Source organism: Lewinellaceae bacterium, assembly GCA_020636135.1.
In the GTDB taxonomy this organism is placed as follows: Bacteria; Bacteroidota; Bacteroidia; order Chitinophagales; family Saprospiraceae; genus JAGQXC01.
Map to the genome: position 1 here is coordinate 628,516 of JACJYK010000002.1, position 23,926 is coordinate 652,441.

The window sequence follows — 23,926 nt, forward strand, 5'->3', positions numbered from 1 at the left end:
AAGGATCAGAGGAGGATTAAAATATTGCTGGCTTCAGTCCGGGTTAAATGCGAACCGGAGAAGTCATTTTTACAATCGCCATAAATGGTAGCGGAAAGAATTTGGTGTTGCCGCTGCCATTTGGGGCCATTAAATCGTTACTACGCAAAAACAAATTATTGGTGCAGGCCACATTTTCTATCCCGAAATCGTTGTATACTTGTCTTCCGAAAGGATTCAAGCTTACGAATATGAATATCATCGCCTAAATCCGTGACTTCCTGCGGGTAGTCCTTAAAGCACAGATTCCTCATCTGGAGCTTTCGCTCATTTCATTCTGTCATTTGCAATCCTTTCGTTTTGAAAAAATTTATCAACAATTTATGGATAGCCATCCGTGGCGAAGAGACGGAGTTTGTCACCGGGAGCCTTAACCGGGCCATCTTTATGCTGGCCGTGCCCATGATCCTGGAGATGTCCATGGAGTCTTTGTTCGCGGTGGTTGACGTCTTTTTTGTTTCCAAAGTAGGAGTCAATGCGGTTGCCACGGTGGGGTTCACCGAATCCGTACTGACACTGGTGTATTCCATCGCCTGGGGGCTAAGTATGGGCGCTACGGCCATGGTCTCCCGGCGTATTGGAGAACAGGATCGGGAAGGTGCTTCGTCTGCGGCTGCCCAGGCCATGTGGATCGGCATCTCACTTTCGTTGCTGCTTGGGATCCCAGGGTATTTTTATGCCGATGAGATTTTGCGCGCTATGGGTGGCAGTGAATCCCTGATACAGGAAGGTCGCTGGTACACCAAGATCTTGTTTGGGTCCAATATTGTCATCCTGCTCATTTTCCTGCTGAATGGCATCTTTCGGGGAGCGGGTAATGCTGCCATTGCAATGCGCACCCTCTGGATATCCAATGGACTCAATCTGATCCTGGATCCTTGCCTGATCTTCGGATGGGGCCCTTTCCCGGAGATGGGTGTTTCGGGAGCTGCCCTGGCGACCAGTATTGGCAGGGGCACCGGCGTGATTTTTCAGCTGTATCATTTGTTCTGGGGTAAAGACATCATCCGCATTGCCGGCCGGCATCTGAAAATACTCTGGTCGGTGATCCTGCGGTTGTTCCGGGTCAGTATCGGCGGCATGGGACAGTTCATCATCGGGTCCTCAAGCTGGATTTTTCTGATGCGCATCATTGGCTTCTTTGGTGAAGAGGTGGTAGCTGGATATACCATTGCCATCCGGGTCCTGATATTCACCCTGCTCCCGGCCTGGGGTATGGCCAATGCTGCGGCAACGCTGGTAGGTCAGAATCTAGGGGCTAATCAGCCGGACCGGGCCGAACGCAGCGTCTGGAAGACCGCACATTACACCATGCTGTTCATGCTGGGGGTGTCGATCATCTATTTCCTGTGTGCCAGGCCCATCATGCTGCTCTTTAATCCGGATCCGGTGGTGGTGGAAAACGGCATATTGAGTTTGCGGATCATCTGTGCCGGGTATTTGTTTTTTGCCTATGGCATGGTCATCAGCCAGGCATTTAATGGTGCCGGAGATACGTTTACGCCCACCGTCCTGAACCTGATTTGCTTTTGGTTCATGCAAATTCCGCTGGCTTATATCGTCGGGATCACCTGGGGATTCGGACCCAGCGGCATCTTTGCTTCGGTAGCCGTCAGTGAAAGCTTTCTGGCGGTATTGTGCGTCATCGTTTTCCGGCGGGGCCGGTGGAAGAGTGTTCGTATATAGTAATCAGTAATCAGTAATCAGTAATCAGTAGTTGGTAGTCAGTAATCAGTAATCAACATTAATCTGACTACTAGCTACTGACTACCAGGTACTAACTTTCATACCACCTGATATTGCGGGTTTGATACATGGTGATGGCCAGGATAACAGTCAGTCCGATGCTACCCATCACCAGGGCATAGTCGGCAAGTTGCAGGACGACAAATACAAATCCGTACACCGCCATCAGGATACCCAGGAGCACCAGAGCATGCCGGGGCTGTTCAAATACCGATCGTGAATAAAGATAGATCATCGCGCCAACCACCAGCGTGGAGATAAGGTATGCCCAATTGAATGGAATCTGCTCGGACAAGCTTACCAGCAAAATGTAATAAAGGACCAGGGCCAACCCTACCAACGTATACTGAAAGGGATGGATCCGCTGCCGGAAGCGGACTTCGATCAGGAAAAATACCAGAAAGGTCAGTACGATCGTAAGTAGGCCATATTTGATGGAACGCATGGATTTCTGGTATTCATCCAGTGACTGGATGAGCTCCACGCCGGAGGCTGAGGCCTGCAGCGCCTCGTGGTATTCATCGTTCAGCCAGGATTGGGGGTAATTGCGATTGATCTGCAGTATTTTCCAGGTACCGGTAAAGCCTCCAGCATCCAGGCTGCGTTCCGCTGGTAGTGTTGCACCGGTAAATTTAGGATCCTGCCAGTCTGAGGTCCAGATAACCTCGGTGTTCTTGCCGACTGGCAGGAATTGTAAAGAAATGCTGCCGTTGAAATTGATCTGTGTCCGGAAAGTGTACTGCCCGGCCAACGGATCCAGTTTTACAGGAAAGGTAATGGCTGAAGGCAGCAGTCCTGTAATCCGGCTGCCGGGTACCGCTTCGATCGTCGTATTGTTCCAGTCCAGGGATACATTGTCCCGGACGCCACGCAGATCCGATAGACCAATGCTGATGAATGCTTGGTCCCAGAGGACTTCCTGCAGCTGAGGCAGATCGACCTGGCCGGGGAGATTGAACTGGCCGCTGAGTTCCTGGTCGCTCTGGTAGACGATGATGTGGTAGATTCCCCGTTGCAGGGTCTGCGGATCAAGTTTGCCCCGGATGGTTAATTGATCGGGGAGTAAATGGTAATAAGCTGTATGTGAAATGTTGGGCTCTGTGAGATCTTTCAGGATAACCGGTATTGTAAGTATCGGGCCACCAATCGTCTGTTCACTACCCCATTTATCACTCACCTCCTGGATGGCTCCCATATTTAAGGATTGCCGGTCCCGGATGAGTTCTTTGATGAGAACCTGGGGAAGCATGAGGAGTATGGTCAAAATGAATATGACGCCAAGCTTTAACATGACCGAACGGTTCAGCCAGTCAATAATTGAGCCCGGGATAAGATTCTTGTTTTCCATGTAAATGTTTTGAAGTACTTTGAATTACAAAGTGGATGGTCAAAAAAATTTATTCCAACAGCTTTTCGATGGCACGGATATGTCTTTCGAAAGCCATTTTACCCTCATCGGTGGCCTGGTACCGGGTATTGGGTTTGCGGTCCAGAAATGTTTTGGTGAAGGAGATGTATCGTTGATTTTCCAGATAACGCAGATGCGATGCGAGGTTGCCATCGGTGACATCCAGTAGTTCTTTCAGGGTATTGAAATCAAGGTAATCGTTGACCACCAGGGCCGACATCAGGGCCAGGCGTATTTTATTTTCAAATGCTTTGTCGAGGTCTTTCAGTATCTCTTTCACGATCCGTAATTTATATACATCCGAACCCCATAGATGATGTGAAACAAGCCAAAACCGCAAGCCCAGATCCACAATCCATAACCTGGAAAAAACAGACCTGTCAGGCCCAGGATGATTTCCATTACGCCAAGGCCGAAGATATCCCGCAGGGTATATTTACTGGCGCCGACCAATGCCAGTCCATAGAAGATCAGCATCGTGGAAGGCACCAGGTACATCAGTCCGTTGAAAGCAAAGAACAGGCTTAAGATACCTCCGGAGAACAAGGGAATGGCCAACTGGATCAGAAGCTGACGAAAGTGGATATTCCAGATCGATTCTTTGTTCTTGCGGGCGCTGCGCAATGTGAACAACAGGGCTCCTGCCACCGCCAGTAATAAGGTGATGACGCCGAGTGCGATCAACTGGGTCAACTGGTCTGTTGACGAAGTTCCTGCCGCCTGCTCTCCGGGCATCAGCAGCAACGGTTCGATCCTTCCTGCCAGGTAAGCGGCCAACAGTCCAATGATGCCGGCAGTAATACCCGACAAGCCGCTCAATGATATGAACCGCGTCGATCGCTGCATGATCTCTCTGATCGCTTTCAGATCCTCGCGGTACCGGATTTGATCTTCCATTAGAAAGTACTTTGTATTTAAAAGTGAAATTACAATTATTTTGAGTCCCAAATGGAATAATGTACTTTGAAGGTGTAAAATTTTTAAGCCGGCGAGTAATCATAAGATCAGGAAATCCCTGATTTACGGACCTTGCGACGAGTTATTGTACTCCATCAGGTAAGTAGTCGGGCAATTTTGCATCATCCGGACCATAATTGCGGATCAGCTCACGGACCAGCATGCTGTACAGGCCTTCGTGTTTCATGGATACATCGTGTTCCAGGGGTACGTCCATACCGGGGATGAATCCATAAGCGCCAAAGCCCTCCACCAGTGCCTGATCCTTGCTGATAATGTGGATGGGAACAGCCGCCTCGGTAACTTTTCCGACACAGGGGTAATTCATACCCGGAGGTTGGTGGTCACCAACTAAAATGACCAGGCTATGGTCCGGAACAGTTTGCATAATGAACCGTGTAAATACTTCGATGGCGTAGCGAACACTTTCGAAATAACGTATCGACTCATGTTCGAAATCCAGGCTGCGGTCCGTGCCGGTAGGGTCGGTTTGGATGGTATCCAGCGCTTCCCATTGTTCCAGTACCGGAGGGACATGATGCCAGGGGCCGTGGGTGGTCATATTGATGCCAAAGACCAGGTAAGGCTGGTGGCTTTTGTCCAGGAAATTTTTGTCAAAATAATTCAGGGCATATTGATCCGGCATACCGCCAAAATAATCGTACTGATAGCCCTTATAAGGAATGTCTCTGTACTTTACCCAGTGATCGAAGGCATAAAACCGGTCTGCCAGTGAATAGGACAGGTCAGTGGAAGCATTTTGATTGGCCATGGTCTTGATGCGGTAGGTTTCATAGCCCTCATGTTCGAGATAGCGTACCAGATGCGGGTAATTGTATCCCGACTTAAGCAGTTTATTGAAAGTCAGGTGATTATCAATATGTAATCCGGTCAGTGCGGTTGTAAAGGATAGCCAGGAGCGGCCTCCCATGATGGGCGCTTCACTGTAGGAGGAATAGACGGTATATCCGGAATCTGCATAAATTTGACCGTATTGTTGCATCAGAGCGGTGTACAGTGGTTTCACGCGGTCCATGCATTTGGTGGTTGCCCCGTAACTTTCCACAAAAAGCAAATAGATGTTCGGGGGATGGGATAAACGGATATTATTGTACGCGTGTACCCTGGAAACGGCTTTTTCCGGGATCTGCAGACTATCCACCGGCTGCAGGCTACGGGCAATTTTTGGAGTGATCCACTGCAGGCTGCGATACCCGGCTTTGATCAGAGAGCTGTTATCGTAGTGATCGACCCCCAGGCTCATGAATAGCAGACCCACAAGGAGGGAGGAGGCTACCAGGATACGAGACCCCGGTTTTAAACGGTTCATTTGGTTTATCCAGAGGCGGAACCCTGCATAGAAGAGAGCGGCAAGCAGGACCAGTCCTAGTACAAATCCGATCATATTGCCCCAGGTGGCCAATCCAACCTGACCTAAAAAAACGGGAACTACCTCCCGGATCAGTGACAGATCATTGATCAGATTGGGATGCTCAAAGTAAAGATTGATCGAGATCGCATAATACGCCTGATAAATCCAGGTCAAGAGATACAGGATGGCTGGTATCCAGGCCAGGTATCTGATTTTCCCTGGAAGAGGTATGAGCAGCAGAGCAGCCCACAGCACGATAAATTCTCCCAGAATCCGGAACACGTCAGGATTGTCCCGGACGAAATATTGTTTGATCTCTCCCATGATGGAGGCTGGGGGCAGGGAGGATGAGGGCCAAAACGTGGCATGGGAATAATTCACCAGATAATCCGGAAGCCATAACAAACAGCTTAACACGATTCCGGTTAACCACACAATCCCCAATGAAATCCACGGTGAATACTTTTGTTTCATTCCCCTCAAGCTGATGCCAGACTCCGAATTATGGAACGGACAAACGAAAAAATAGCCAGGGCTACGACACCCGCCATCACCCCGCGGTACCAGCTAAATGCCATATAGAACGGACTGATCATCCCGATCATCAGCACCACGGCGATGGTACGGCCGACCGGATCCCTGCGCTCCGGCCTGGACCGGTCTTGGAGCCAGGGCAATGCCAGGAGAACATACAAATAACGCAGTAAACCTACGGCCAGGATCCAGGGAGGTAATAGCTGTGTATTAACCAATAACATACCGGAATACAACATAAACAATCCATCCGTTTCTTTGTCCAGATAGCCGCCGAGCAGGGAAGATTTATGGTCGATCCGGGCCCAGTAGCCATCCAGAATATCGAGTAATGCCAGGATCGTCAGGAACCCCCCCTGAAGCCAGGGATGCCAGGATGAGCCAAAAAGCAGGAGGACCGCCAGTCCGTCGTGACGCAAAAGCGTGACCCAATTGGCGCGTGAAGTCCCCCACCGGCTGTCTATCCAGAACGCATCCGGATTCCTGATAATGAGATCCAAAAAACTGACAATTCCTAATGTCACGACCGGCCATACTTTTCCACTCCAGGCGAAGAGTGTTGTTCCGGCCAGCATCATCCAGGCATGACGACGGACCCAATGATTGATGGATTCTGTAGGGTTAATGTGTAAGTCTGTTGAAATGGTTTATGATTTAATCAGGCTAATCCCGGTTGTCTGCTGGTTAAGCTATGAGTGAAAAGTCTAACTTCAGGTTCAGATTGTTTATTTTATCCATTGCGACAGCAATTGATGAAAGTGATGCACTCCTTTCTCCTGAGTTGCCGAAAACCTGCCGTATTCGTAAAGGCCGCTGTTGATACCTTGCTGGACTTTCTCCACGATGGCTTCATCCTCCAGCTCGGTCTGGTGGATTCCGGTACGGTGAAACGCCTCCGGATCGGCATCTTTCATCAGGTAGGTGTGGTAATGGATCCGCGTCAGTGTTGGCGTCTCGGGAGTCACCACATTCATGGACAGTCCCCATGGATAAAAATTGAACATCATGTTGGGAAAGACCCACCAATAAAAGGCGTAGACCTGCTTGTCTCCAAATGCATGGGAAGCCGGGATCGATAAATGAGGCTGATCCGGCCCGGCAATGCCGATCTGCAGATTGCTGTGGGGGAATAACCTGGTTTCATAGGATGGCATGTCCAGGTTGGCATTCAATCCCGGGTGGACGTAAGGCACATGAAATCCCTCCAGGTAATTATCGCAATACAAGGCCCAGTGGGCATGTACGGTATACACGGTGTGATCGTAATGGTACAATTGATCCCAGGGGTAAAAATCCATCCACTGTGCCATATCCTGAAATACGGCCTCAAAAGGATCACGGGGATTCATTGAGGTGAAAACCAGCGGGCCTACGGTACCGGAAGGTAACGGACGGAGGTGATCTTTATCGCTGGGGAAATCGGCGGTTTGTTCAAATTCCGGCATCGAGCGGTATTTCCCATCCAGGCCAAAACACCTGCCGTGGTACGGGCATTTGATCAGAGGGCCGGTCCTTGGTTCGTCAACCAGGAGGCTCGCGCGATGGGTACAGACATTCGACAGGACCTGTAGCCTGCCCTCACGTTGCGTCATGATCAGGGGAATGTCCAGGTAGCCGGGTAGGAGCTGTTCCGGGACCTGCGTATAACCGGATTGGAATCGGAGGTTATCTCCCAGCCATTGCCAGGTGTTGCGAAAGAGGTTTTTTCGCATGGTTTCAAACAAAACCTGGTCGGAATAAATGGAAGCAGGAAGGGTTTTGGCTTCCCGGATATCTGGTGCGATGCTGGTGATCATTCCCATGGTTGTTGTAGGATAGCGATACATGATTTGATCCCGTCCAGGAAATTCCCCAGACGCAGGTTTTCATTTGGGCTGTGCTGATTGTTGTCTCCGTTGACCAGGGGCACCAGCACTGCCGGGATCTTCAGGGTCTCCACGAATGGTGATATGGGCACCGACCCGCCTCCGGTCCGGATGCGTACCGGTTTTTCTCCGTGGGCCTGGGTTAGCGCGGCAGTAAGCCACAGATCGATGGGTGTGCCCAGGTCGGTGCGGAATGCATTGTATGAAATCTCACTGGAGAAGGAAACCAGTTTGCCATATTGTGCACGGTCTTCGTCGGTGGGCGGGCCGTCGCAGATGTGGTATCCCTGGTCTATGATCCACTGCCGGACCAGTCCGATCAACCGTTCCGGGTCACTTTCTTTGACCAGCCTCATGTCAAGATTTGCGGTGGCTTCAGACGGTACGATGGTCCTTGCCTGATTTCCGACCCAGCCGCAAGACATTCCGACAATATTCAGGGAAGGATATTGCAGGGCCTCCTGGAGTGTGTTTCCGACTTTATCCGGATGGGAGAATCCCAGCATGTGACCTATTTCAGCTGCATCATCCGGCGTGGCTTCCAGGTCTTTTCGTACGGCATCGGTGATCACGACACCGTCGTAATACCCGGGAATGATAACCCGCCCTTCTTTGTCCTTCATGGAAGCCAGCAATTGGGCCAGTTCGAGGGCCGGATTGGGTGCATAATTTCCATAGTGCCCGGAGTGCAGGGACATTTTGGGGCCATAGGTGGTTATATCCAGCGTAGCGATGCCCCGCGCGCCAAAGGACAGGGTCGGTTTGCCACTCGGGTGAACCGGACCATCCAGGATGATCAGGCGGTCGGCAGCAAGTTGATCCCGGTACTGGCTCACAGCTGCAGCCAGGTGGGGAGATCCCATTTCTTCCTCGGGATCCATGATGATCTTAATATTGAAAGGTATGGGCGTTCCGGATTTCTTCAAGGCGTCCATGGCATAAAAGAACATGATGCCAGGACTCTTATCATCAGAGGATGAACGTCCGAATATCCGCCATTCCGGGTCGATGTCCTGATTGAGTTGACCAATGTCCATCGTCTCCCAGCCATCGATCGTTGGCTTTTTTAAGGTTGGGGTAAATGGGTCGGACTGGTTCCATTTGCTGGGGTCAACCGGCTGACCGTCGATGTGCCAATAGACCAATAGGGTGGGTAATTTCGGGTCGTTTACCAGCGATGCGAAAACCAGGTCATGACCGGCATTGGGTAGGCGCTTTACGGTAAAGCCGCGCATTTCACATGCTTTCTGCATCCACAGGATGTTGGCTTCCATCTGCCCGGGCACATTGGCCACGTTGGGAATGGAAAGGTATTCGACGAGGGTCTGAAGGGCAGGATGGAGCTGCTGATCAGCCAGAGTCGCGATTTGTTTGGTGGACAGTGGCTGAGCCGCCAGGGACGTCATCCAAAGCAATGAAAAGGTCAATATTCGGATCTTCATTAAGAGAAAATTTTGCCATCCAAGATACAAAATCGATCAGGACTTGGGCACCTTACCCGTCCGGTGATGTTGGTCAGCCTTACAGGAGAAAGGATTGGTAAAGATGAACATCCGGTATATTCCTGTCTAAAAGAGTGCTATGGCTTGAAATACTGGCATGAAACCCATACATCCCACTAAAATGGCTTTTAACTTAGTCCTTATGATGCATCGCAATAGCTATCAGTCCGGATTGGTGTTTCTTATCTTGATGATACTGGCCAATTCATTTCTTGACGCACAGCAGCGCACGTACTGCAATCCAATGAACCTGGATTACGGATACACGCCGATACCAAATTTCAGCGAGCAGGGGCACCACCGGGCTACCGCGGATCCGGTCATTACCCGGTTTGAGGGGAAGTACTTTTTGTTTTCCACCAATCAATGGGGTTATTGGTGGAGTGACGATCTGTACCACTGGAACTTCATCCCCCGCCGCTTTCTTAAGCCGTGGCATCACGTCTACGACGAACTTTGTGCACCTGGCACGCTGGTATTGGGGGATACGCTGCTGGTCATAGGATCCACCCACGCCAAGAATTTCCCACTGTGGATGAGTACCAATCCCACCGTGGATGACTGGCATGAAGTGGTGGATTCTTTTGATGCAGGAGCCTGGGATCCCGGATTTTTCGCCGATGATGATGGCCGGGTCTACATCTATTGGGGAAGCAGTAATTTTTATCCCATGTATGGTCAGGAAATAGACCGACATACCTTCAAGCCCATAGGTGAGCGGGTGGAACTCATCCGCCTGCAGGACAGCATCCACGGATGGGAGCGGTTTGGCGAGTATGCAGACAACACCTTCCTGCGGCCATTTATGGAAGGCGCCTGGATGAACAAGCATGAGGGCAAGTATTACCTGCAATATGCCGCCCCGGGGACCGAGTTCAGCGGCTACGGCGATGGTGTCTACATCGGTGATCATCCTTTGGGTCCTTTTACCTACCAGGACCACAATCCGTTCGCTGCAAATCCCGGAGGGTTCACCCGTGGCGCCGGCCATGGTGCGACCTTTCAGGATGCTTACGGCCAATACTGGCACATCAGTACCATCATTCTGGGTGTGCGCAACAATTTTGAACGTAGGTTAGGTTTATGGCCTGCCGGATTTGATCAGGACGGCATACTGTATTGCAACACAGCTTATGGAGACTATCCCTACTACCTGCCGCAGCGTATGGATGATCATCTGAAGGGGCAGTTTACCGGCTGGATGTTATTGAATTATGGCAAGCCGGTACGGGTCTCCTCTACCCTGGGCGGGTATTATCCGAATTATGCCGTCGATGAGGACATGAAGACCTACTGGAGCGCCGTATCCGGAGCACCTGGCGAGTGGATTGAGTCGGATTTGGGAAAAGTGTGTTCCGTGCAGGCGGTACAGATCAATTATGCGGACCAGGATGTTCCCTTTCTGGGTAAACAAGACACCATTTACCACCAATATGTGCTTTCGTATTCTGTCGATGGAAATCACTGGGAGATCCTGGCGGATAAATCCGAAAACCATACGGATGTGCCACACGATTACATTGAACTGCCGGTTCCTGTCCAGGCCCGTTATTTAAGATTGTCCAATTTGCACGTTCCGGACGGTAAATTCGCCATCAGCGGTCTGCGGGCATTCGGGAAGGCGCCCGGAGCAGTACCAGACCCGGTAAAGCATTTTATTGTTTTGCGTGGTGATTCCGAGCGCCGCAACGCCTGGCTGAAGTGGCAATGGATGGATGATGCCCAGGGCTATGTGATCTATTCCGGCATTGCACCCGATAAATTGTACAACTCAGTGATGATTTACGGTAAGAACGAATATTACTTCACCGCCATGGACCGTGACCGGACCTATTATTTTGCTATTGAACCTTTTAATGAAAGCGGTATCGGACCGCGCTCGCCGGTTATTAAGGTCGAATAAGCTGAGGAAATTTTGAAGGGTGATGGCTGAGGGTTGAAGGCGCTCTGTTCCCATTCTTGGCGTTAATGCTTGTGTTCAGCATAATGCTTCCGGAGCAGGTCCTCCCCGAAGTCATTGCCTTTTTCCCGCCAGATTGAGTGGATGTGATTGGCATTGTTTTGAAATCCCACATTATCAAATTCGATGATAAAATCCGGACTATGGATGACATAATAGTGCGGCTTTTGCACCTCATAGCTGCCAACCCAGGCAAAATAGATGTTATCAACGCCGGATTTTTGCAAAAGATCAAGATAGAAATGGGCTTTCATGTGCTCCAGGTTATGGACGTATTCTCCGATCAGGTCCTCCAGTAAGGCACGTTGCACAGGCGTCAGTTCACTTCCTTTAATCCCCTGGTAGGTCGTCAATCGTTGAGGGGCATCGGGATTGGTGATGATGTCTTGTGGGGTGTCCATGCTGATGGTGGCCATCGCTTGTTGTTCGGCGGTTAGCGAATGGATCAGGTCAAAACCGTAATCTTCTTCCTTGCTCAATACCCGCAAGCCTGCATAGGTGGTTATTTCTACCTCCGCCGGATCGGTGCCGAGGAAGAGAGGCGTAACCGAATAGAAATCACCGACTACGGAAAGATTAACGGATATGTGATGTCCTTCCAGTTTAAAACCCCAAACCGTTTCAGTTGTGGGGTCACCCCAAAATGCGAGGTAATAATTGTCAAACCCCCAGTTCAGTCCTTGGATTGCTTCAATTTCAGATGCGGGTACCAGATTTCTTTTAATGGCTTCATCGTAAACCTGGTTAAGGATGTCATCCAGTCGCATGATGCTGGTGATTTTGAGATATCCCTGGGAACTTAAGAGTGTTGTGAGCAGTCTATGCAACAGGATCTTGCTTTCTTCGGATAGCGTTCCGTACTGCAAGCCGGGGCGTGGTGCCAATCCTACCGGTAGATTGGTCCATTTAACCCGTTGGGTATCGGTGAAGTGAAACTGGATGGCCGCAACCTGATCTTCAGTCAGGGAAGTTCTGAATGCCACCGAAGCAGATTGCAAATCTTCCACGGTCTGTCCATTCAGCAGGGAAATACTTGTGAATAGGCAAACCAGCCAGGTACAGGTTGATTTCATTGGTTTTTTGGTGTTTTGATTTATTATTTGAATATAATCATATTCTCCGATCGACAGAATGAGTTCCCAAGCGGATTTCAGTATAAGAAAAGAGCCGGAGGCTCGATACATCTTGTAGCGGTGGATTTTGGTTCGCCGGTTATGTGCCGATCCTATGGATCTCAAGCTTAGGAAGGTTGCTGTCCCTGGATTAAAATCCATGGCAACAAAATGAACCGTGGCTACGCCACTCGAATTAGCATCGAGAATTATTGCAATTTCAATCCTGAGAAGAGAAAGAGCCGGAGGCTCGATACATCTTGTAGCGGCGGATTTCAATCCGCTGAAATAATGAAACACCGAAGACGGAGTGCTGTAGGCATGGCAGATTTCTTTTATGCTCAGCATATTAAAATCCAGGTCAATAAAAATGAACCGTGGCTACGCCACTCAAAGGGCTGACTCGGATTTCTATACTAAGTAAGCTACAAGTTGGATTAAGGTGTTGCGATAAAGAAAATCGACTTATAGGGTGAATAATGTGAACATCAGTTCCCACGAAAGATCAGAGCCGGAGGCTCGACACATCTTGTAGCGGCGGTTTTTGTTTCACCGGTTATGTGCCGATCCTATGGATCTCAAGCTTAGGAAGGCTGCAGCCCCTGGATTAAAATCCAGGGCAACAAAATGATCCGTGGCTACGCCACTCGAGGACCTGAGAAGAGAAAGAGCCGGAGGCTCGACACATCTTGTAGCGGCGGATTTTAATCCGCTGAAAAAATGTAACAACGAAGACGGAGTGCTGTAGGCACGGCACATTTCTTTTATGCTCAGCGTATTAAAATCCAGGGCAAAAATTTGATCCGTGACTACGCCACTCGAGGACCTGAAGAGAAAGAGCCGGAGTCTCGACACTTCTTGTAACGGCGGATATTAATCCGCTAAAAAAATTCCAGGATATTTGTTTATTCTAAGTCTTTAAATAGATATTGATCATCGAAATTAATATTGAATTTTTCAAGCAAGTCTATATACTCCTCCCTGAAAGTAAAATTGCGATGATGCTCCTCCTGTCTTTTAATATATTTAATAACATCATCTATTTGAGATTTCCCATATGAAAATACTCCATAACCATTTTGCCAATTGAAGCGATGCTTTGTCAATGACTGATCATTAATAAATTTTGATGATTTGGCCTTCACTGATTTCATAAGTTCAGCTATTGAAATTGATGGCTTCAATGATAAAAAACAATGCACATGATCCTCAACACCATTAACAATTATATTTCTGCAACCACATTCATTGATTAAATTACCTATTACAGCGAATAACTGGCTTCTCCATGTCGGGTCAATAATTGCAGCTCTGTATTTTACCGCAAATACAACTTGCAAGTAAATTTGGTGGTAAGTATTAGCCATGATATTCGATTGCTTATGGGTTGATAAATGTTGCTTACTAATATAATTAATTATCGGGAATATTTATTAACAGATGTGCCGATCCGCTGGATCTCAAGCTTAGGAAGCCTGCTGTCCCTGGATTAAAATCCAGGGCAACTAAATGATCCGTGGCTACGCCACTCGAGGACCTGAAGAGAAAGAGCCAGAGGCTCGACACATCTTGTAGCGGCGGATTTCAATCCGCTGAAATAATGAAACACCGAAGACGGAGTGCTGTAGGCACGGCAGATTTCTTTTATGCTCAGCATATTAAAATCCAGGTCAATAAAATGATCCGTGGCTACGCCACTCGAATTAGCATCGTGAATTATTGCAATTTCAATCCTGAGATGGGCAAGAGCCGGAGGCTCGACACATCTTGTAGCGGCGGTTTTTGGTTCACCGGTTATGTGCCGATCCGCTGGATCTCAAGCTTAGGAAGGCTGCAGCCCCTGGATTAAAATCCAGGGCAACAAAATGTTTCCGTGGCTACGCCACTCGAGGACCTGAATAGAAAGAGCCAGAGGCTCGACACATCTTGTAGCGGCGGATTTCAATCCGCTGAAATAATGAAACACCGAAGACGGAGTGCTGTAGGCACGGCAGATTTCTTTTATGCTCAGCATATTAAAATCCAGGGCAACAAAATATTTCCGTGACTATGCCACTCGAATTAGCATTGTGAATTATTGCAATTTCAATCCTGAGATGGGCAAGAGCCGGAGGCTCGACACATCTTGTAGCGGCGGTTTTTGGTTCACCGGTTATGTGCCGATCCGCTGGATCTCAAGCTTAGGAAGGCTGCAGCCCCTGGATTAAAATCCAGGGCAACAAAATGTTTCCGTGGCTACGCCACTCAAAGGGCTGACTCGGATTTCTATACTAAGTAAGCTACAAGTTGGATTAAGGTGTTGCGATGAAGACAATCAACTTATAGGGTGAATAATATGAACATCTGTTCCCACGAAAGATCAGAGCCGGAGGCTCGACACATCTTGTAGCGGCGGATTTTAATCCGCCGAAATAATGAAACAACAAACACGGAGTGCTGTAGGCACGGCACATTTCCCTCGCAAAAAGGTTATTATCACGAGATCAAGGTAATTTGCTTCCGGTATGCATTTAGATATCCTTCGATGCCCTGAAGGCCACCGGTATGGATCAGGACAATCCTGGAATCCTCAGGGAAAAAGCCACCTTGTACCAGGTCTTCCAGGGCCAAAGCCATTTTTGCAGTATACACCGGGTCCAGAGGGGCCTGATATTGCGCTACCCACAACTTCATGATTCGGATGATTTCCGGATGGTATTTCCCAAAACCACCAAAATGATAATCATGGTTCAGTTGCCATGTTGACCGTTCAGCCAACCGGGGAAAACGACCGATCAGATCTTCTCTCATGGCCGCTGCCTTCATGGGCACCACACCGATGATCCGGACCCGCTCCGGTAGCCTCATGACCAGGCCGGCGATGGTGCCTCCACTTCCGACTGGAACCATAATATGAGTCGTCCCAGGCAATTGTTCCATAATCTCTTCCGCGAGCTCCCCGACGCCATTTAAAGCCAGCTCATCGGTTCCTCCTTCCGGGATGATCATCCATCCATCCCTGATGCCGACCAGGCGTTTTTGCACCCGGTATTCGTCTGTATTCGTGGTTTTGATCTGTACGCCCCAGCGGGTTAATGCGTCCAGGGTAGGCGTCATCGGCAGAGGATCATGGCCTCTGATGTATGCGATAAGGGGAATATCCCATTCATGACATAATGCGCCCAGTGCAAACAGGTGATTGGAGTGGATGCCTCCGTAGGAGATCATTCCGGAGAAATTTCCTGCATTGTAGACAGCCAGATGGTATTTGAGCTTGCGCCATTTATTGCCGCCCCATAGCGGATGAATCAGGTCGTCACGCTTGATGTAAATCGTACTCGATCCCGGAATCGCAATACGATCAAGGGGGCTGGGGATCCTTATACCGCCCATGGTTAAGGCGTAAGGATGATTAACTTCTTGGTGGTTATGGTTTCCCCTTGTTCGGAAAGCAAACGGTAGAAATAGGTTCCCTCAGGCAGGAAAGTCAGATCAACCGGTATGGATTTATTCTGATCCAGGTAGTAAGTCTGGGTCCAGTATTGTTTACCCAGTACATTGGTGATATTCAGTTTATAATATCCTCTGGGAAGATTGATGAAGTCAAATCGCAGCTTGCCCAGGGTAGGATTGGGATAGGCATAAATATCCGGAAGTGATTTGCTGATCCTGGACACATTATTCAGATAAGGATAGGAAGCATATTGTACTTTATTAATGCGGTTGGAAGCCGGGTTAACCCAAAATTCAGCGACGGGAACCTTGGACTCGTTGGATAAGAAGAGAATGCGTTTGGTTGAATCGGGCTGCATAAAGCGCTGCTCTTTAAAGAGGTCCGATACATTTTGCCAGGGTATTGTTTGGCTGCGTACTTCCAGTCGTTTGGTGATTTGTTCGGTGCGGGTCACCCGTAATACGGCATATGTCTGCACCTGCAGGTCGAGATAACCTTCGGCATCAACCTTGTCGGTTCGGCGGATATCCTGCACAAAACGGATGGAGTCCGGTGTGTAGGGCAATTGCCGCAGGATGGACTGAGGCACCTGGTTCCGTCCCAGCGGCATGATCAGTTGGGTGGAGTAGTCGATGGATTTTCGGTATTCCAGGGGTGTTTCGATCACCGGGTAGGGCCTGGTGTAGTAGCTGCTGGCCTTGATGCCCAGTCCGGTAAAGTCGTAACCATAATAGCCCATGATGTTCATGGCATTGGTCGTCCAGCTGTAATAGACCTCATATCCGTCGGGTGAAACCCCCATGGATTGGGCACGCCGGAAGCGGCCATATCCTTTGCCTTCACTGGGATGGCGCAGGATCATCTGGTAGATGTAGGGAGAAGAGAGGCTGCTGAAGTCCCAGCGTTGTCCCGTACCGCTTTCCTGCAGACCTCCTGTACCGGGCAGTAAATCGGTAAGGAATTCAAGGGTATCATACGGTTGCGGTACAGCCCTGGAAGTGATGATCACTTGCGCCTGGCTGTAGCCGCCAGCACCTAGCAGGATGCAGAACACCAGATAAAGGGTGTAACATTTCTTCATAGGGCCTGCAGTTGCATGAATTTTACGTATTCTCCCTGTTGATTACTCAACTCCTGATGGTTTCCCCGTTCAATAATTTTGCCATTTTTAATAACCAGAATTTCGTCCACATGTTGAATGGTACTCAGCCGGTGTGCAATAATAATGGCTGTCCGGTCCTCCAGCAGGGTCTCCATTGCCGCCTGGACCAGCCGCTCGGACTCCGCATCCAGTGCAGAGGTGGCTTCGTCAAAGATTAGGATCTGCGGATCGCTCAGAAAAGCCCGTGCAATGGTAATGCGCTGACGCTGACCACCGCTGAGTTTCGTACCGCGGTCCCCGATGACGGTCTGATAGCCGTGTTCGGTCTCCATGATAAATTCATGGGCATTGGCCATTCGTGCTGCTTGTTCTACTTGATCTGGTGTCACACCTTCTTGTCCGAATACAATGTTATTGTATATGGTATCGTGAAATAAAATGGCTTCTTGGGATACAATACCGAGTAAGGAACGAAGATCACGAATAGAATATTCTTTCAATGGAATGTCATCCAGGTAGATTTCTCCGGCATTGAGGTCGTAAAAGCGGGGAAGCAGATCAGCCAGGGTCGATTTGCCTGATCCGGAGCTTCCTACCAGCGCGATCGTTTTGCCTTTGTTCAGGGTAAATGAGACATCGTCCAGTACCCACGGTTGTTGGTCGTGGTACCTGAAAAAGATCTGATCGTAACGTACCGACCGGTTAAACTGGTTGATCCGGTGGGGATGAGTGGCTTCTTCAATGGTATTATCCGTCTGCAGGATATATTCGATGCGCTGCAGGGCGGCACGACCTTTCTGCAGATTGTAATACGCCGTGGAGAATGCTTTGGCCGGATTGATGACATTGAAGAATGCAAACAGGAATGCAATGAAGGTCTCCGGGCCAATGGTCTGATTGAAGACCTGACGTGAGCCATACCACATCAACACGGCCACGACCACAATGCCCAAAAATTCACTGAGCGGTGAGGCCAGATCCCGGCGCCATAAGATGCGGTTCATTAACCGGCGGTACTGGTTGTTTTCCTGGTTAAAGCGATCCTCCTGAAATTTTTCAGCATTGAAGGCTTTGATGATGCGCAGGCCACCCAGCGATTCCTCCACGATGGACATGATGGTGCCGAGCAGATTTTGGGCCTGTAATGATTTTTTCTTGAGGGCGCGGGATATGCCACCAATGATGAATCCCGTGAAAAGGATCAGCGCGAACACGAAAACGGTAAGGGACGGGCTGACATAAAACATAAAGAGGATACTGCCGGCGATGATGATGGGCTCGCGGAAAAAAGACTCGAGCATCGACATGATCGAGAACTCCACTTCGGAGATATCGGAGCTCATGCGGGTGAGCATATCGCCTTTGCGTTCATCGGTAAAGAAGCCCAGCGGCAGACTGATCAGTTTGCTGAAGAGCGACCGGCGCAGATCGAATACCACGCCATTGCGTACCGGCGCCAGAAAAAACAGTGACAGATAACGAAACAGATTTTTCAGCAGGAAAATGACAATAATTCCCAGACAGGCATACACCAGTGCCCGGCTGGAACCATAGCGGTCGATGACCTGGCTGAATGAATAGTTGAGATAGTCGAGTATCGCTGAAGCGGAGAATGAGAGCTCAGGCTTTGTGGTCACTCTCTCCTGCAGGTTAAACAGGACACGGAGAAAGGGAATGATGGCAGGGATGCTGACCACTGTAAAAAAAGCCATCAATACATTGCTCAGAATATTAAGCTGCACCAGCCCAAAATAGGGCTTCAGATAGGTCCACAATTTTCTTATTTCCTGCATGGTGCTTCCCGCCGGAATCAGCAATGAGGCATTCCGGAGTTAATGATTTTTTTTCTGACCGAAATCAAAGTTTTCCAGGAAGCGGGTATGGAAGTTGCCGTTACGGAAATCTTCGTTTTTCATCAGTTTCTGGTGGAATGGTACGGTTGTCTTGATACCCTCAATGATAAATTCATCGAGCGCCCGTTCCATTTTGGTGATGCATTCTTCCCGGGTCTGCGCTTTACAGATCAATTTGGCGATCATGGAGTCGTAGTAGGGTGGTACGGTATATCCGGCATAGACATGCGTGTCTACACGAACGCCATGGCCTTTGGAACTGTGAAAGCCGGTGATCTTGCCGGGACTGGGCCGGAAATCGTTGAAAGGATCCTCGGCATTGATCCGGCATTCCATGGCATGCAATTGAGGTATGTAGTTTTTACCGGAGATGGGAATCCCGGCGGCGACTTTGATTTGTTCTTTGATCAGGTCCCAGTCAATGACCTCCTCGGTCACCGGGTGTTCCACCTGGATGCGGGTATTCATTTCCATAAAATAGAAGTCCCCGTATTTGTCCACCAGGAATTCGACGGTCCCAACACCTTCGTAGTTGATGGCTTTACCGGCAGCGACGGCGGCATTTCCCATACGCTCGCGGAGCTCAGGCGTCATGAATGGCGAAGGAGACTCTTCGACCAGTTTCTGGTGGCGGCGCTGGATGCTGCAGTCGCGTTCTGAAAGGTGGGCTACCTTCCCGTATTGGTCGCCGATGATCTGGAATTCGATGTGGCGCGGTTCTTCAACGTATTTTTCGATGTACACCCCGTCGTTGCCAAAAGCGGCCTTGGCTTCCTTGCGGGCCATTTCCATCTGGGTCTCAAATTCTTTTTCGGACCAGACGACACGCATTCCTTTTCCCCCACCACCGGCAGTGGCTTTGATGATGACCGGAAATCCGATTTCCTGGCAGGTTTTCAGAGCTGATTTAACATCTTTGACCAGGCCTCCGGATCCGGGCACGGTGGGAACACCGGCTTTGATCATGGTTTCTTTGGCGGTGATCTTGTCACCCATCAGGCGTATCTGTTCCGGAGTGGGGCCGATAAACTTGATGCCGTATTCGATACACATCTCCGCGAAGTCCGAGTTTTCGGCCAGGAAGCCGTAACCGGGATGGACTGCGTCCGCGTTGGTGATCTCCACCGCTGCCATGATGCGCGGTATGCTCAGATAGGATTCGCTGGACACGGCCGGGCCGATGCATACAGCTTCGTCTGCAAATCGCACATGAAGGCTTTCTTTATCCACCGTGGAGTAAATGGCTACCGTTTTGATACCCATCTCTTTGCAGGTGCGGATGATGCGCAGGGCGATTTCCCCACGATTCGCTATCAGGATTTTTTTAAACATGTGTACCTGGTTTGTCCCCTGCGAACTAGGCATTGGGGTCTACAAGAAACAGTACTTGCTCATACTCTACGGGAGAGGCATCATCGACCATGATCTTCACCACTTTGCCTTTTACTTCCGACTCGATCTCATTGAAGAGTTTCATGGCCTCAATGATACAGACTACCTGCCCGTTGTCGATGGAGTCTCCTACTTTGATGTAGGCCGGTTTCTCCGGTGCCGGAGAGCGGTAGAAGGTCCCTACCATCGGGGATTTTATTTCAACCAGATTGGCATTGGAGGCTTCTGCCTCTGTGCCTCCCTGTGCGGCCGGTTCTGCTTTTGCCGGTTGGGCTGGCATTGGAGTCACCGGTGCTTGCTGGACGGCAGGGATGGAAGACTGGATGGGTATCATGGAAGGAACGACCTCCTTTCTGCTGGACTTTGAAAAACTTTCTGAGCGCAATGTCAGTTCAAAATCACCGTCACGGAGTTTGAATTCCGAAAGATTGTACCGGTTTACCAGCCGGATCAGTTCCTGTATGTCTTTTGTTGTCATACGACAATTATTTAGCTCGTTCGATGTAATTACCGGTTGCGGTTTCGATCTTCACCTCTTCATCCTGGTCGATGAACAGGGGTACGCGGATCTCCGCCCCGGTCTCAGTGGTTGCCGGCTTGGAGGCATTTGTTGCGGTATTGCCCTTTAAGCCGGGTTCGGTGTAGGCAATGGTTACGATGAGGTGTTGGGGCAATTCAACCGAAAGCGGCATTTCTTTTTCTGCATGAAAGAGGATCTCCACCTCACCGCCTTCTTTGAGGAAGCGGGGATAGTCGATCAATTCTTCCTGGACAGCTACCTGTTCGTACGTCTCATTATCCATAAAGTGGTATCCCAGTTCGTCTTTGTAGAGAAACTGGAATTTACGGCGTTCTACGCGAACGGGAAAGATCTGGTGCCCGGCAGAGAAAGTATTCTCCAACACTTTCCCAGTCGTCAGGTTTTTGATCTTGGTCCGGACAAATGCGTTGCCTTTTCCGGGTTTCACATGTTGAAATTCTACAATAGTATACAGTTCCCCATTCAACTCGATACACAATCCATTACGGATATCCGAAGTGTTAGCCATATACGTAGTTCATTTTTTAGCGAGGCAAAGATAAGCACTAGATATTAGATTCTTAACATCAGACTTCAGACACTGGACAATCAGGGCCGGAAAGCGCTTGATCTGACGTCGTACAATTTATGTCCAACGGCTGTTTACCACAAGAAAAAAGGCCCCTTGCCAGTAGCCAGGGACCTAAAATCTGTTTTGGGATGAGATTTTCTCTTTCGGAGAATCGGCTTAATTGGTTTATTGAACTTCGTTTTGACTTACAGTTTTGACGAATCCGTTGATCCCGGATCCTTTCACGACCGTCAGGTATTGGTCGGCGTCACCGCGGTCCGTGAATTTACCTACGACGATTTTGTAGGTTACGACGTCGGATTGCGGATCTTTCTGATTGATGACTTGAACCGGCTCGCTAAACATTTCTTTCAGTTTTTCCACCTGCTTGAACAAGTTGGTGGCATTCTGATAGACCCCTACCTGGATGGCAAAGAAAGATGAACTATTGCCGGATTCGCGGTAGGATGCATAAGACGGACGGGGAGCAGATGCTGAAGAGTTCTCGACTTGTCGTGCAGGTTGTGAGGTTGGTGTTACAGTTGCATTATCACGATGGTCTTTGAGAATCTTCAGCATTTGGCTAGCTGACAGGGACTTTTCGTGCTTTGCCAGCACTTCCCCTTCCGAATTAAATACAATGACTGTCGGTAAGTACTCGACGTTATATTTTTGTTTCAGGGCATGACCGTCAAAATCTTCGATGTTCACCCGCAGGGCGATGTATTCATCGTTGATGTAGCCGGCCAGCTTTGGATTGCTGAACGTATTTTCCTGCATCCACTGGCAAGGCTTACACCAGTCTGCATAGAATTCAATGAAGTAATACTTCTGTTCGGTACGCGCTTTTTCCTTAGCGGAGAGGAGGCTTCCTTTATAGAATTCTACCGGACCCTCCGTAGTAGTACCTGCTCGCCCCATCGTCAGGATTAAGGTGCAGGCGGTGATGATTAACGACAATTTTTTCATGGCACAAAAGATTTTATATGACAAGTTTTTTAAAAGTGTAATGCTTTGTTTTCAGATACTTTAAACATTACAAAAACAGTGCCTATTTATGCCAAAATGTAAACTTTAACTAAAAATTTTATGAGGAGAAATGGGTTGGAATTGCTATTAATATATTAAAAATCAAATAGATATACATTTAATAATACATAAATGTTAAAATAATGTAATGTATAAGCAAATTATTTGAGAACCATAAGCCATGCACACGAAGATATTGCCCCTTGAAAGAACGGGTAATTGGGAGCTTTGTAGCGGGGATGAGTAACCCCGTTGTAACCATATAACGCTGGTTGCAAGGGGCCTATTATACGTCCGGGCCAGATCTGTACCTTTCATCCACGGCAAAAACGATCCGTGTGACCGGACTTGTCATGCGACTTCATCATCAGCCATTTGGCCAGCGAATTGCCATGGGATCAATTGGAGATTTGTTACCTTTGCCCCTCGTTATAGCAGTTACGTATATGGTAGCAACTAATGCAGTGATCACCGGAGTTCAGGGTTATGTACCGGACTTCGTATTGTCCAATGCGCTCCTGGAAACCATGGTGGACACCAGTGATGAGTGGATCAAATCCCGTACCGGCATCGAAGAACGCCGGATCTTGAAAGAACCGGGCAAAGCCACCTCGGACATGGCCACCCGCGCAGTGCTAAAACTCCTTGAAAAGACCGGCACCAGTCCGGAGGAGGTCGAATTGCTGATTTGCGCCACCGTGACGGCGGATATGGTCTTCCCGGATACCGCCAATACCATCTGCGATAAGATCGGCGCCACCAAAGCCTGGGGATTCGATCTGAACGCAGCTTGTTCAGGATTCCTTTTTGCCCTCTCCACCGGCGCCTCTTTCATCGAGTCCGGACGTTACCGCAAAGTTGTGGTGGTGGGTGCCGATATGATGTCCTCGATCATCGATTATACCGACCGGACCACCTGTGTCATCTTTGGCGACGGAGCCGGCGCGGTATTGCTGGAACCAGGCACTTCCGGATTTGGCGTCATCGACTCGGTATTCCATGGGGATGGTTCCGGTCGCGAATACCTGCATATGCAGGCGGGTGGTTCTTTGCATCCCGCCAGCCATGAGACAGTGGACCAGCGGCAACACTACGTTTTCCAGGATGGCAAACCGGTCTTCAAGGCGGCCATCAAAGGCATGACCGAGACGGTACAGGAAGTGCTGCGCCGCAATAACCTGACCACAGAGGATGTGACCTGGCTGGTACCCCATCAGGCGAATAAACGCATCATCGACGGGGTCGGAAATATGCTGGGCATACCCGCCGAACGGGTGATGGTCAACATCCAGAAATACGGCAATACCACCGCGGCCACCCTGCCGCTGTGCCTGTGGGACTACGAATCCAGACTGAAACCCGGTGATAACATCATCCTGACTGCCTTCGGCGGCGGATTTACCTGGGGGGCTACATTGCTCAGGTGGGGGAAATGAGATTGGGTTAAGGGTGTGAGGTATTAGGTATGAAGTTGCGGGGTAAGAGGTATGGGGTTTGCGGTATGAGGTGTTGGGTATGGGGTATGCGGTGG

20 protein-coding genes are annotated in these 23,926 nt (G+C 49.4%); 4 read left to right on the plus strand and 16 right to left on the minus strand.

Features of this window, described 5'->3' with window-relative positions; translation table 11 throughout:
- Nucleotides 1-426 precede the first annotated feature (426 nt).
- Complete coding sequence (locus H6570_17695) at nucleotides 427-1,725, plus strand: MATE family efflux transporter (protein MCB9321122.1); 1,299 nt, start codon at nucleotides 427-429, stop codon at nucleotides 1,723-1,725.
- Between the two features lie 91 nt (nucleotides 1,726-1,816).
- Here H6570_17695 and creD read toward each other — a convergent pair whose 3' ends face one another.
- The 7 genes from creD to H6570_17730 all read right to left on the minus strand — a co-directional run bounded on the left by creD (nucleotide 1,817) and on the right by H6570_17730 (nucleotide 9,363).
- On the minus strand, nucleotides 1,817-3,133 hold the full coding sequence (creD, locus tag H6570_17700; GenBank protein MCB9321123.1) for a cell envelope integrity protein CreD: 1,317 nt from the start codon (nucleotides 3,131-3,133) through the stop codon (nucleotides 1,817-1,819).
- A gap of 49 nt (nucleotides 3,134-3,182) precedes the next feature.
- Entirely contained in the window at nucleotides 3,183-3,473 is a 291-nt protein-coding gene (locus H6570_17705) for a transcriptional regulator (protein MCB9321124.1), read from the minus strand.
- Nucleotides 3,470-4,090, minus strand: coding sequence for a hypothetical protein (locus H6570_17710; protein MCB9321125.1), 621 nt, complete (start codon nucleotides 4,088-4,090; stop codon nucleotides 3,470-3,472). Before H6570_17710 ends, H6570_17705 begins: the two co-directional genes overlap by 4 nt.
- Before the next feature lie 142 nt (nucleotides 4,091-4,232).
- Nucleotides 4,233-5,996: a hypothetical protein gene (locus H6570_17715; protein ID MCB9321126.1), complete on the minus strand. Its 1,764-nt coding sequence runs from the start codon at nucleotides 5,994-5,996 to the stop codon at nucleotides 4,233-4,235.
- 5 nt (nucleotides 5,997-6,001) lie between these two features.
- Nucleotides 6,002-6,631 carry a CDP-alcohol phosphatidyltransferase family protein gene (locus H6570_17720; protein MCB9321127.1) on the minus strand — a complete coding sequence of 210 codons (630 nt, stop codon included), beginning with the start codon at nucleotides 6,629-6,631 and terminating at the stop codon, nucleotides 6,002-6,004.
- A 150-nt stretch (nucleotides 6,632-6,781) separates the two neighbouring features.
- The gene (locus H6570_17725; GenBank protein ID MCB9321128.1) at nucleotides 6,782-7,882 is read right to left on the minus strand and encodes a Rieske 2Fe-2S domain-containing protein; all 1,101 of its coding nucleotides are present in this window, start codon (nucleotides 7,880-7,882) and stop codon (nucleotides 6,782-6,784) included.
- Complete coding sequence (locus H6570_17730) at nucleotides 7,849-9,363, minus strand: M20/M25/M40 family metallo-hydrolase (protein MCB9321129.1); 1,515 nt, start codon at nucleotides 9,361-9,363, stop codon at nucleotides 7,849-7,851. Before H6570_17730 ends, H6570_17725 begins: the two co-directional genes overlap by 34 nt.
- 202 nt (nucleotides 9,364-9,565) lie before the next feature.
- Between H6570_17730 and H6570_17735 the strand changes: the two genes are divergently transcribed.
- Nucleotides 9,566-11,326: a family 43 glycosylhydrolase gene (locus H6570_17735; protein ID MCB9321130.1), complete on the plus strand. Its 1,761-nt coding sequence runs from the start codon at nucleotides 9,566-9,568 to the stop codon at nucleotides 11,324-11,326.
- Between the two features lie 62 nt (nucleotides 11,327-11,388).
- Here the strand turns inward: H6570_17735 and H6570_17740 are convergent, their stop codons facing one another.
- The gene (locus tag H6570_17740) at nucleotides 11,389-12,456 is read right to left on the minus strand and encodes a DUF3500 domain-containing protein (protein MCB9321131.1); all 1,068 of its coding nucleotides are present in this window, start codon (nucleotides 12,454-12,456) and stop codon (nucleotides 11,389-11,391) included.
- Nucleotides 12,457-13,400: 944 nt separating this feature from the next.
- Nucleotides 13,401-13,862, minus strand: a complete 462-nt coding sequence (gene tnpA / locus H6570_17745; GenBank protein ID MCB9321132.1) for an IS200/IS605 family transposase — start codon at nucleotides 13,860-13,862, stop codon at nucleotides 13,401-13,403.
- 233 nt (nucleotides 13,863-14,095) lie between these two features.
- On the opposite strand from tnpA, the gene H6570_17750 reads away from it, so the two are divergent.
- Nucleotides 14,096-14,344 (plus strand): hypothetical protein, encoded by a 249-nt coding sequence (locus H6570_17750; GenBank protein ID MCB9321133.1) that lies wholly within the window; start codon nucleotides 14,096-14,098, stop codon nucleotides 14,342-14,344.
- Between the two features lie 626 nt (nucleotides 14,345-14,970).
- Here the strand turns inward: H6570_17750 and H6570_17755 are convergent.
- The 7 genes from H6570_17755 to H6570_17785 all read right to left on the minus strand — a co-directional run bounded on the left by H6570_17755 (nucleotide 14,971) and on the right by H6570_17785 (nucleotide 22,335).
- A complete protein-coding gene (locus tag H6570_17755) occupies nucleotides 14,971-15,867 on the minus strand; it encodes a pyridoxal-phosphate dependent enzyme (protein MCB9321134.1) in 897 nt (298 codons plus the stop codon).
- Nucleotides 15,868-15,869: 2 nt separating this feature from the next.
- Nucleotides 15,870-17,009, minus strand: a complete 1,140-nt coding sequence (locus H6570_17760; protein MCB9321135.1) for a T9SS type A sorting domain-containing protein — start codon at nucleotides 17,007-17,009, stop codon at nucleotides 15,870-15,872.
- Nucleotides 17,006-18,823: an ABC transporter ATP-binding protein gene (locus H6570_17765; protein MCB9321136.1), complete on the minus strand. Its 1,818-nt coding sequence runs from the start codon at nucleotides 18,821-18,823 to the stop codon at nucleotides 17,006-17,008. The genes H6570_17760 and H6570_17765 overlap by 4 nt, the downstream gene beginning before the upstream one ends.
- A 39-nt stretch (nucleotides 18,824-18,862) precedes the next feature.
- A complete protein-coding gene (accC, locus tag H6570_17770) occupies nucleotides 18,863-20,215 on the minus strand; it encodes an acetyl-CoA carboxylase biotin carboxylase subunit (GenBank protein MCB9321137.1) in 1,353 nt (450 codons plus the stop codon).
- Between the two features lie 25 nt (nucleotides 20,216-20,240).
- Nucleotides 20,241-20,753 (minus strand): acetyl-CoA carboxylase biotin carboxyl carrier protein, encoded by a 513-nt coding sequence (gene accB, locus H6570_17775; protein ID MCB9321138.1) that lies wholly within the window; start codon nucleotides 20,751-20,753, stop codon nucleotides 20,241-20,243.
- 7 nt (nucleotides 20,754-20,760) lie between these two features.
- Complete coding sequence (gene efp, locus H6570_17780; protein ID MCB9321139.1) at nucleotides 20,761-21,324, minus strand: elongation factor P; 564 nt, start codon at nucleotides 21,322-21,324, stop codon at nucleotides 20,761-20,763.
- Between the two features lie 228 nt (nucleotides 21,325-21,552).
- Nucleotides 21,553-22,335, minus strand: a complete 783-nt coding sequence (locus H6570_17785; GenBank protein MCB9321140.1) for a thioredoxin family protein — start codon at nucleotides 22,333-22,335, stop codon at nucleotides 21,553-21,555.
- 506 nt (nucleotides 22,336-22,841) lie between these two features.
- On the opposite strand from H6570_17785, the gene H6570_17790 reads away from it, so the two are divergent.
- Complete coding sequence (locus tag H6570_17790) at nucleotides 22,842-23,831, plus strand: ketoacyl-ACP synthase III (protein MCB9321141.1); 990 nt, start codon at nucleotides 22,842-22,844, stop codon at nucleotides 23,829-23,831.
- Nucleotides 23,832-23,926: the final 95 nt, after the last annotated feature.